Source organism: Phenylobacterium sp. (genome assembly GCF_031181185.1).
Lineage (GTDB): Bacteria > Pseudomonadota > Alphaproteobacteria > Caulobacterales > Caulobacteraceae > Phenylobacterium.
Map to the genome: position 1 here is coordinate 1 of NZ_JAPSKZ010000145.1, position 9,172 is coordinate 9,172.

General features: G+C 69.7%; 6 protein-coding genes. All 6 read right to left on the minus strand.

The features are described 5' to 3' along the window. Nucleotides 1-232 precede the first annotated feature (232 nt). Nucleotides 233-2,242 (minus strand): acyltransferase family protein, encoded by a 2,010-nt coding sequence (locus tag RIF93_RS15525; RefSeq protein WP_309092353.1) that lies wholly within the window; start codon nucleotides 2,240-2,242, stop codon nucleotides 233-235. Between the two features lie 200 nt (nucleotides 2,243-2,442). Further along, the gene (locus tag RIF93_RS15530; RefSeq protein WP_309092354.1) at nucleotides 2,443-3,132 is read right to left on the minus strand and encodes a TetR/AcrR family transcriptional regulator; all 690 of its coding nucleotides are present in this window, start codon (nucleotides 3,130-3,132) and stop codon (nucleotides 2,443-2,445) included. Between the two features lie 32 nt (nucleotides 3,133-3,164). Beyond that, on the minus strand, nucleotides 3,165-4,739 hold the full coding sequence (locus RIF93_RS15535; RefSeq protein WP_309092355.1) for an AMP-binding protein: 1,575 nt from the start codon (nucleotides 4,737-4,739) through the stop codon (nucleotides 3,165-3,167). Continuing rightward, nucleotides 4,736-6,355, minus strand: a complete 1,620-nt coding sequence (locus tag RIF93_RS15540) for a carboxylesterase family protein (protein ID WP_309092356.1) — start codon at nucleotides 6,353-6,355, stop codon at nucleotides 4,736-4,738. The genes RIF93_RS15535 and RIF93_RS15540 overlap by 4 nt, the downstream gene beginning before the upstream one ends. Then, nucleotides 6,352-7,668, minus strand: a complete 1,317-nt coding sequence (locus RIF93_RS15545) for an MFS transporter (protein WP_309092357.1) — start codon at nucleotides 7,666-7,668, stop codon at nucleotides 6,352-6,354. The genes RIF93_RS15540 and RIF93_RS15545 overlap by 4 nt, the downstream gene beginning before the upstream one ends. Before the next feature lie 3 nt (nucleotides 7,669-7,671). Beyond that, nucleotides 7,672-9,172 (minus strand): TonB-dependent receptor (locus tag RIF93_RS15550; protein ID WP_309092358.1); only part of this gene is annotated, 1,501 nt, incomplete at its 5' end.

The following is a 9,172-nucleotide window of genomic DNA, read 5'->3' on the forward strand; positions in this document are numbered from 1 at the left end:
CGCTTGTCGTCCTTCAGCTCCACCCGGACGATATAGGTCGGAAGCAACGGCGCCCCGAGCTGCGCCTGGGCCGCTGACGACGCCAGGGCGAGAAGGCATGTGAGGAGCCATGGATGTCGCATCAGTCTAGGCTAGCTCACCTTCGCTTCCCGGCAATCCAGCGAGCTTCGAAGCCGACGATCTGAACGTCAGTTGAGGATTGGGAGCGGACGATCGAAGGCGGCCGTGGCGGCTACCGCTGCAGAGCGGCATCGAGCCAGGCAGGCGCCAGCTGTCGCGCTCCCGACGCGCTCAGGTGATCATCGTCGAAGTACAACAGTCGCCCCTTCATCACCACGGTGCACCGGTCGCTGGCGCACAGCGTCCTTGAGGGGTTTACGGTCGCGACGCCGGGATGCGCCGCCAATGCTCGGGCGACCTTTGCTTCGGCGATCCGCGTCCTAGACAACGGGAGTTCCGCATCCGCTGACCAGCAACGCCGCTCGTCCCGCCGCAGCAACCGGTGCTGCGCGATGCAGAGCGGCGGATTGAACGTAAGCTCAGGCACAGGCCCCATGATCACGACGCGCGCTGGGGTTCCGGTTCGCGCAATCGCTGTGAGCGTGCGATCCAGCGCGTGATCCAGGGGCATGGGTGCGCCTCTTCGGCCGGTCGGATCCTCGATCACCACCCTGGGGCTGTTGATGTCGTACCTGGGCTCGAGATCTTCGTAGAGAGGCCAGCGGGCGATCAGGACGATTAGTTTCAAACTACGGGCGTCCTCGATGTCACGCAGGACCGAGGCGTTGAAGGGGGCGCAATCCGCGTGTTCACGATCGGGGACCAACAGAGCGCGCACGCCGACGAGCGGAGGGCAGCCTCCCATCGTCGACTGTTGGGTCGAATAGCCTCGATGTGCAGCCCAGAGTGCGACGCCAGGGAACAGAGCATCGGCATGCGAGTCGCCCCAGACGATCACGTCGACTGGACCTGCCGGCCGGCAGGCCGACGGCGTGGTCCGTTCATCGGACGCGCCTTCCATGCAGACCTCCCGCTGGGGGTTCACATCTTTCTCTTCGAACTCCGCGGCGGCGCGCACGCTTGATGGCAGTCGCCCCGGCGCCCCGTGGGTGCTCGTTGCCACGCGCCCCAAGGCGAATACCGCCGCCAACGAACCGGCCGCGAGCGCGAGGTGGGCAAGCTTGGGCCGCCGAACCCGTCGCCACGGTTGCTCGACAAACCGCCACGTTATCCAAGCGAGCGGAAGGCTAGCCAGCGCGATCGCCACGCCCTCAAGCGGCTGGAGGGGGCGACCCAGATAGATCCGGCCAAACACCAGCAGGGGCCAGTGCCACAGGTAGAGGGAGTAGGAGATCGTTCCGAGCTTCACCATAGGGCGGGAGCTCAGCCACGCCGCCGGACGGCTCGCGTCGGAGCTCCCCGACCAGATCAGCAAGCCGGCCCCGAGACAGGCAGGAACCGCCGCGAGGCCTGGAAACGTCGTTGCGCGGGAAAGTCCCCAGACCGAGAATGCGAGGAGCAGTAGGCCGACGCTGGCCGCGAGGTTCCCGATCTTCCGGCCTTGTACCGGGGGCGCGATCCGAAGGGCCAGCACGGCGCCCACCAGGAACTCCCACGCACGAAACGGCGCGAGATAGAAGGCTGTGAGGCTTTGCCCAGTCGCCAGCATGAGCTGAGCGCCGGCAAGCGACGCGCCTAGGAGCAGCAGGATGGCGGCGCCGCGATATCGGCGCAGGGCGGCGATCGACAGTCCCACAAGGGCCAAGGGCCAAATTAGGTAGAACTGTTCCTCGACGGCCAGGGACCACAGGTGAAGCAGAGGCGCTTGGTCCGCAGTCGGCTCGAAGTAGCCCCCGCCGCGGGCGAACGCGTGGTTGGTCAGGAAGGTCGCCGACGCCGCGAGGGTTCGGCCGAACGCCTTCAGCTCCCGGGGCATCAGGAAGAAGTAGGCCGTGGCGGCGACCAGACCCGTGACCACGATGTACGCCGGAAGGATCCGTCTGGCCCGACGCAGGTAGAATCGCGAGAACGAGAAGACGCCGCAACGCCGTTCAGATTCGATGATTCCCGTGATGAGGTAGCCGGAGATCACAAAGAACACGTCGACGCCGACGAACCCTCCGGGAGCCAAGCTCGGCGCTGCGTGGAATGCGAGAATCGCGAACACCGCCAGGCCGCGAAGCCCATCGATGTCCAGACGGCGCGGGGTCTCCGCCGACGAGCGCAACGCCGCTCCGCTCACGATTTTCTACACCCGTAAGTTTTTACATGCGTAGAAAGCTTGAGCTTCGGGACGGTGTCAACGGTCCATGCGGGGTGAGGCGCGGGGCTAGCGTGTGATGTCGGCTACGGCGCGATGGTGATGTCCGCCACCGACACATAGCCGCCCCGACGCGCCAGCCAACCTCCGACATTTCCTTCCGGGCGGAGGAAGCCGCCCCCTCAGCCCCGCGCGGCCTTCCGCTGCTCGCAGATCTCCAGGAAGCCGGCCGCCATGAAGCGGGCCATGCGCTGCTTGATGGCCAGGAAGTCCTCGGACTGGCAGAGCCCGCCCGACAGCTTGTCGATGCGGCCGGTCCGGCCCAGCGTCACCATCAGGGCGCCGGTGACGAAGTGGTAGCCCCAGAAGATGTCCTCCTCCGAGGCGTCGGGCAGGGCCTTCTTGAGGATCTCGACCAGCCGCAGCACGACGGGGTCGAAGTGCTTGTCCATCAGCTCGGCGCCCTCGGTGGTGTTTGCCGCTTGCGCGCTCAGGGCGCCGTAGTTCTTCCAGCCCTCGCCGCCCTGGATGTAGAGGTCGAGGTCGGTGTCGAGGAAGGCGTGCAGCGCGCCCTCCACCGTGGGCTTGCCGCCGGCCGACGCTTCGTACTCGTCGAGCGCCTTCATGCGCAGTTCGCTGGTCACCGCCGCGCGCCTGGCGAACACCGCGTCGAACAGCTTCTTCTTGTCCTCGAAGTAGTAGTTCAGCAGCGTGTGGTGCACGCCCACCCGCTGGGCCACGTCCTTCAGGGTCACGCCATAGAGGCCGTGCCGGGCGAACAGGTGCTCGGCGGCGTCGAGGATCTGCTCCATCGACTCCGCGCGCTGCTCCGCCTTCTTCGACGCTCGGCGGGGTTTGGGGGTCTCGGGCACGTCCCGTTCTTTCGGGCGCGCCGCAGGAGGCGTCAAGTCGCGGCCCCCGCGCCGTATTCCGCCCGCAGCCTGAGCTTGTCGATCTTGCCCGTGGCCGCCAGCGGCATGCTCTCCAGGCGCACCACCGCGTCGGGAACCCACCAGCTGGCGACGCGGCCCTTCAGCGCCTCCAGCAATGCCTCGTCGCTCACATGCCCAGGCTCGCGCAGCTCGACCAGCAGGATCGGCCGCTCGCCCCATTTGGGATCCTGACGGCCGATCACCGCGGCCAGCGACACCTCGGGCAGCGCGCTCACCACCGCCTCGATCTCGGCCGGGTTGATCCATTCGCCGCCGGACTTGATCAGGTCCTTCGCCCGGCCGGTGATCGCGAGATTGCCCTCGTCGTCGATCTTCGCCAGGTCGCCCGTGGCGAACCAGCCGTCGGCGTCCACCGCGGGCGTGGTGTCTCCGAAATACCGCTCCACCACCGCCGCGCCGCGCACGTGCAGGTGGCCCTCGACGTTGCGTTGCTGCGGCAGCGGCCGCCCCTCCGCGTCGGCCACCATCAGGTCCACGCCCACCGCCGGGCGACCCGACTGGGCCGCAGAGCGCTCGGCGCCAGCCGGCGCCACCGTCCCGGTCGGCGACAGCTCGGTCATCCCCCAGCTGGTCTGGACGATCACCCCCAGCCGCGCCTCGAGCCGGTCCATCAGCGCCGGCGGCATGGGCGCGCCGCCGACGATGATCCGCTTCAGACTGGGGACCTCGCCGCCCGCTGCCTCCAGGTGCTCGAGCAGGCCCAGCCAGACGGTCGGCACGCCCACGGCGATCGTCACGCTCTCCGACCGGATCAGCCGCGCCAGGCTGGCCCCGTCGGCGTTGCGGCCCGGCAGCACCAGCTTGGCCCCAACGGCTGGACAGGCGAACGGCAGCCCCCAGGCGTTTGCGTGGAACATCGGCACCACCGCCAGGACCGCGTCCGCGCCGCCGATCGCCATGGTGTCCACCTGCAGCGCCCTAAGCGTATGCAGGAAGCTCGAGCGATGCGTGTAGGTCACGCCCTTGGGGGCGCCCGTCGTGCCGGAGGTAAAGCAGAGGCCGCACGGCGCCGTCTCGTCGAAACCGCCCCAGGCGAAGCCGCCCGGCGCCTCAGCGATCAGCGCCTCCAGCGCCTGGGCCTCGCCGTGCGCCGGTCCGTCGATTACCAGCAGCCGAAGCGCCTGCGGCACGCGTGCCGCCACCTGCCGCGCCAGGCCCAGCAGGTCGGCGCTCGCAATCACGATCTGCGCTTGCGACCGCGCCACCATGCCGGCCAGGTGCTCGGCCGTCAGCCTGGGGTTCAGGGTGTGGCACACCGCGCCCATGCCCATGATCGCGTACCAGGCCTCGACGTGCGCCTGGGTGTTCCAGGCCAGCGTCGCGACGCGGTCGCCAACGGCGACGCCCAGGCCCGCCAGCGCGGCCGACACCCGCTGGCTGCGGACCTTCAGATCGGCGTAGCCGATGCGGTCGATCCGGCCGTCGTCGCGCGCCGTCACCACCTGCGAGGTCGGCCGCCACTTCGCCGCATGCGCCAGGAACTTGTCGAGCGTCAGCGCGAAGGGCTGCATGGCGCCGTCGATCATCGGGACTCCGGAGACTTAGGCGCCAAGGTCGGCGCCGCCACGCCGACGTTCCAGTTCCAGGGGGTGTCGCCCTGGGCCCGCCGGCGGCTGACCACCGCCTCGTTCAGCTCGTACATGCCGGGCATCAGCCCACGCGCCGGCCGCGGCGCGTCCTCGAAGGCCATGTAGGCGCGGCCGTCGCCGTAAGGCGCCCAGCCGCCGCCCGGCGCGCCCGTCTTCACGAAGGCCGCCCACGCGCCCTGGATGGCGTCGGTCAGGCGCAGCTCCACGCTGGACTTGGGCGGCTTCGGCCAACCGGCCGGCGTCTGATCGTGCGTCCGGAAGACGTAGGGGATCTCGGCGGCGTGGAAGGCGTGCAGGTCCTGCGCCTGGGCGGCCGGATAGCCGTGGTCGAACAGGTAGAGGAAGGCCGGCTGTCCCGCCGCGGTCTGGTTGGCGGCCAGCCGTTCGGCCGTCCAGCCGTAGAGCGCGTCGCGCGTGGCGGCCAGCATGCTCTCCTCCAGGTCCTTGGCCGGATAGAGCCGCAGGAACTCGTCGGCCAGCTCGCCGTATCGTGCGCGGATCTCGCGCTCGTACGCCTCGGCGCTCGCGGGCTTCGGCGGCGCGAGCCGCCGCAGCGAACGGATCTCGCCTTGGTTGAACCCGGCGAGCAGCGGCACGGGCGCCTGCTCGCCCCGCTCGAACGTCTCGACCAGCTGGCGCGGCAGCACCTTGCCATCCACGGCCCCGAACGGCGCGAACCCCGCCTTCGGCGCACGGTCCACGAGCTCGGCGGCGTCCATCGTCCGCAGCGCCGCGATCCCGCTCGCCCCCAGCTGCTTCGCCAGCCGCACGCCGGCCGTTTCCGCCGGCTCGCGACCGAAGCGCCGTTCCTTCAGCTCGGGCGTCGAGATCATGTAGGCGCTCTGGGCGATGGCCTTGTCGAACAGCCCCCGCGCCTTGGGCGAGGCCATCAGATACATGACGCTCAGGGCGCCGGCCGACTCCCCGGCGATCGTCACCTTGGCCGGATCGCCGCCAAACGGGGCGATGTTGCGCTTCACCCACATAAGCGCCGCGATCTGGTCCAGCAGGCCGTAGTTGCCCGACACGCCCTCCGGGCTCTCGGCGCTGAGCTCGGGGTGGGCCAGCCAGCCCAGCACGCCCAGGCGGTAGTTGATCGAGACGACCACGATCCCGCGCCGCGCCAGCTCCGCCCCGTCGTACATGCTCTCGCGACTGGAGCCCGTCACCAGCGAGCCGCCATGGATCCACACCACCACCGGCGCGGCCTTGGCCCCCGCCGGAGCCCAGACGTTGAGCGTCAGGCAGTCCTCGCTCAGCTGCGGCAGCTCGCTGGCGTAGATGAACCCCGCCGGCATCCGCGGCTGCAGGCACGCGGGCCCGAAGGCCTTCGCCTGGCGCACGCCGGCCCAGGGCGCCAGCGGCGCCGGCGGCTTCCAGCGGCGTTCGCCCAGCGGCGGCGCGGCATAGGGGATGCCCCGGAAGACGTTCAGCCCGCGCAGCGCCTCGCCCTGCACCGCGCCCGCCGGCGCCTGCACCACCGGATCAGGCCGCGCCGCGGCGGACTCGGCGCCCAGCATCAGCGCCAGCAGGGCGCCCAACCAGGACCTCATCCCGCCGCCTCTTCCCGCTTCAGCACCCGCGCGAGCGCCAGGAAGAGGCCGACAGCCACGAGATAGATCGGCGCCAGCGCATAGAACGCCAGCTGCAGCGAATTGTCGCGATGCGTCGCCTTCAGCGCGTCGCTGACCATGCCCACGAACGTCGGCCCCACGCCCATTCCGACCAGGTTCATCACCAGCAGCAGGAGCGCGCCCGACAGCACGCGCTGGTGCGGCGCGACCTCCTCCTGCACGAGGGCCACGGCCGAGGAGAGGTAGAAGTAGTTCAGGAAGGTCGGGAACAGCAGGAAGACCAGGGCCAGCGGCCAGGACGGCGCCCAGACAAAGGCCAGGTACGGGACGATGGCCAGCGACAGCGACAGCGCCGGAACCAGCGCATAGGCCGCCTTGGTGCGGCGCGTGTAGCGGTCGATCACCCGGCCCGAGACGAAGATGCCGCCGCCCATGCCCACGGCCACCACCAGGGCGTACCAGAGCGACACGTCCTGAAGGGTCATGCCCTTCTCCCGCATCAGGAACAGCGTCGTGAAGTTGCCGGCGCCGTAGGTGATGATCTGGGTCGCCGCGCTCGCGGCCGCCGCCAGCGCGAGCGCCGGGGTCGAGAAGAACATGCGCACGGTCGGCCAGAAGCCGGGGGCCGCAACAGGCTTGGCCTTGACCGGTTCCGGATCCAGTCCGCCCCGCACCGGCTCGCGCACGCCGAACAGCACCACGAGCGCGGTGACGACGCCGACGGCACCGACGACCAGGAACGCGGTGCGCCAGCTGTAGGCGGCCGCCAGCGACGCGCCGAACGCTACGCCCATGGCCTGGCCGATCGGCGGTCCTAGGTTGAAGAGCCCCAGCGCGGTGCCCCGCTGGCCGGGCGGGAAGTAGTCGGTGATGATCGCGTAGGACGGCGGCACCCCGCCTGCCTCGCCGACGCCGACCGTCATCCGCGCGAGCACCAGCTGCGGATAGTTCGCCGAGAGCCCGCAAGCCATCGTGGCGGCGCTCCAAAGCCCGCAGGCGAAGGCCAGCACGCGCACGCGGTTGGTGCGGTCGGCCAGCCAGCCCACCGGGATCGCGATGGTGCAGTAGAACAGCGCGAAGTAGAGGCCGCTGATCAGGCCCAGCTGGCCATCGGTGACGCCCAGGTCGTCCTGGATCGGCTTGGCTAGGATCGACAGCAGCTGCCGGTCCAGGAAGTTCAGGACATAGACGAAGCAGAGGATCGCCAGGACGACCCAAGCCCCCTTCGCCGGTCGGGGGGAGCCGGCCGCGGCGGCGTGCGCCGCGGCCGGAGCGTGCGGGGGTTGAGCCATGACCTAGAAGTCGTAGCCCACCCGCACGCCGATGGTGCGCGGCCGTTGGACGGCGTACCGGCTGGCGAGGAACGCCTCGGGGTGCACGTAGGTGATCTTGCGCGTGTCGAAGAGGTTCTCGACGTAGGCGCCGATCGTCAGCTGGTCGAAGTTCACCGCGAACGTCACGTTCACGTTCGTATAGGCCTCGGTGTAGTCGTAGGTCGGCTGCAGCACGCCGGGCCGGCCCGGGATGTAGGGGAACAGGCCCGGGAACTTGCCCACCCGCTGGACCACGGCCGAGAGGTTGGCCCGCGCCTCCGGCGTCAGGTCGAAGCCGTAGTTGACGAAGGCTGCGCCCTGGAACCTGGGCGAAGCCAGCCGGACGCCCTCGCCGGCGCCCGAGATCGCCGCCTCGGTCGGCGTGAGCTTCGAAACCTCGGCCTCGTTGAACGCGCCGTTGACGCCCAGCGTCAGCCCGTCGGTCGGCAGCGCCGTGATCTCGAACTCCAGGCCGCGGCTGAAGGCGGCGCCGATGTTCGTGGCGAACTGCACCGAGTCGGAGACGCGGTTGGCCTGCACCTGGATGTTCTTCCAGTCGATCCAGTAGGCCGCCAGGTTGGCGGTCAGCCGGCCGTCCAGGAAGCGGCCCTTCAGGCCGATCTCGTAGTTGGTCAGGTCGTCCGAGTCGGCGCCCGCCGGGATGATGATGTCGCTCGGGTTCACCACGCTGGCCCGTCCGGCGAAGCCGTTCACCACCGGCGTGCGGAAACCCGTCGAGACCGTCGCATAGGTCGTCACGCTGGGGACTGGCCGGTACGAGACGCTGAGCTTGTAGGAGGGCCCCGTCTCCTTGGCCTTTACGCCGGTGACCGGGGCCACCTGGGTGACCGTCAGCGCGCGATTGTTGCCGGGCGTCAGCGCCTGGGCCAGGTAGTTGCTGGTGTAGCCGCCCTCGACGAACGACTGGGCCTCGAACCCGCCGTAGCGCAGCCCCGCGGTCACCCACAGGTCGTCGCTGAAGCGATAGGTCACCTCGCCGAAGCCCGCGAGCTCCTGCGAGTTCGTGTGGTTGTACTGGCGCTGGTAGTACTCGTCCGGCAGGCCGGTGAAGCCGCGGGCCGCCAAGTAGGCCGGACTGGATCGGTAGTTGTAGTCAACGTCGAGACGGCGATCGAGGTAGAACGCGCCGACCACCCAGTCCCACCGGCCGCCCGGGTCGGACGCCAGGCGCACCTCCTCCACAAAGGTGTCCATGTAGGCCGTCGCATCCAGGGCGAAGGCGATCGGTCCGGTAGGAGCGCCGGGCGGCGCGAAGGCGATGAACGTGCCCGCCAGGTCCACGAAGAACTTCTGGTCGAAGCCCGACAACGTCGAGGAGCTGGTCAGCCGGGCGCCGTCGAACTGGTACTCGACCGTGGCGTTGTAGGTCGCCAGCTGCCCCTGGAAGAGGTCCGGCCGGTCCGACACGCGGGTCAGGCGGCCCGGCAGGTTCGGGCTGACCAGGGACGAGTCCTTGGGCTCG